This window comes from Aliterella sp. E5.1, from assembly GCF_057473825.1.
Window position 1 is genome coordinate 1 of record NZ_JBYCCV010000359.1, and the last position, 1,463, is coordinate 1,463.

Annotated in this window: 3 protein-coding genes and 1 pseudogene; 3 read left to right on the plus strand and 1 reads right to left on the minus strand. The window is 48.3% G+C overall.

What is annotated here, in order from left to right:
• Nucleotides 1-388, minus strand: a pseudogene (locus AC2VE5_RS27225) (telomere resolvase); the annotation flags it as partial.
• Nucleotides 389-521: 133 nt separating this feature from the next.
• On the opposite strand from AC2VE5_RS27225, the gene AC2VE5_RS27230 reads away from it, so the two are divergent.
• The 3 genes from AC2VE5_RS27230 to AC2VE5_RS27240 all read left to right on the plus strand — a co-directional run.
• Entirely contained in the window at nt 522-776 is a 255-nt protein-coding gene (locus AC2VE5_RS27230; protein WP_486890655.1) for a transposase, read from the plus strand.
• A complete protein-coding gene (locus tag AC2VE5_RS27235; protein WP_486890656.1) occupies nt 773-1,321 on the plus strand; it encodes a transposase in 549 nt (182 codons plus the stop codon). Before AC2VE5_RS27230 ends, AC2VE5_RS27235 begins: the two co-directional genes overlap by 4 nt.
• Nucleotides 1,322-1,383: 62 nt before the next feature.
• Nucleotides 1,384-1,463, plus strand: an 80-nt coding sequence (locus AC2VE5_RS27240) for a helix-turn-helix domain-containing protein (RefSeq protein ID WP_486890657.1), incomplete at its 3' end; no start/stop codon positions are given.

The following is a 1,463-nucleotide window of genomic DNA, read 5'->3' on the forward strand; positions in this document are numbered from 1 at the left end:
ACTTGAGATGGGTGAGGGCATAGTGCTCCTGGCTGACTCCTGAGGTTCCCGTGTTGCGCTTTGTCCACTGGATAATGTGGCTGTTCGAGTCGGTTAGAGGTAAGTCCCCAACCGTAATAGCATCCCTAATCACCTTCCGGTAAAGGGTTAAAATATCGCTGCTGATAGTCTGCTGGGGATAGCCTTCCTCCAATAGAGCAATTTCCTTTTCGCACAGAGACTTAATTTCATCTTCAGAATTTGCCTGCTTGAGCTGGTCTAGCAACAAAAGGGCCAGGTTCTCTCGCTCATCACGGGTTAACTTGGTCCTTTGCCCCTGTTGGATGCGTTGGCGGTAGCTATTGATAATTGCCTCGCGGGTGAGGTCGAATCGAGTCGCCAAGGTCATAGAGGTAGCTTTTATAGAGCCCATTTGAGATCTTTTGAGAGAGGCAATAAGCTAGAGAGTGTAGTAAAAACCAGTCAAGATGAGCTACTCAAGCAGCCTTAGTGACCCGGAATGGGAAACTCTTGAGCCTCTGGTGTCAGAGCTCCTACCACACAAGAAGCAGACACGACCGACCAAGTGGACAAAGCGAGAGATTATTGATGGCATCCTCTATCAACTCAAGAATGGCTGCAATTGGGCAGATTTACCCAGGGATCTGCCGCCTTACTCGACGGTTTACTGGCACTACAAGCAGTGGCGCGAAGCCGGGTCGATTGAAAAGCTAATGAATGTCTTACACCAACGAGTCCGTACCCAGGTTAAAAAAAAGCCAAGTGGACTCGGTTGATGATTATCGACTCGCAAGCAGTGAAAAACACCTGCAATGCGAATGTAGAGACAAAGGGGTTTTGTTTCTACAAATCGACCAACGGCATCAAACGTCATTTGGCAGTCGATACGCTGGGATTTCCGTTCTTCACTCACTGCACACCAGCCAATGTTTCAGACGATGCGGGCTTGATTGAGATGTTGAGACACAACATTGCCTACTTTCGCTCGAAGCCAGTCAATCTCCCCAAAATCACGATATTGCTAGACCACGGTTATCATCCAGAAAAGTTGCAAGCGGGTTTAGAGGCGGTGTACCCGCAGATCATGCAAAAGATTAGGTTTGAGCTGTCGCCGAAGCCATCGAAGGCACAGAAGCTAGCTCAGGGAAAGTCCGGATTTGTGCCAGTTGCTGCTAGGTGGGTGATTGAGCGTTCGAATGCTTGGATGGAGCGGTGTAAGATTCTGGTTAAGAACTACGAGCGAACCCTATCGAATGCCACGACCAAACTCAACCTCTGCTTCATCAGGTTAATGCTCAAGAGGCTTGCAGCCTCTACTTAGAGATGTCAAATGAACTCTATACACGGTTGCAATACAGATACCGACCAACCTATAATAACAGCATGAAAGCCCGATATCAGTACAGAATCTACCCAACTACCCAACAGCGCCTAGAGCTAGCTAAGCTCTTTGGTTGCTGTAG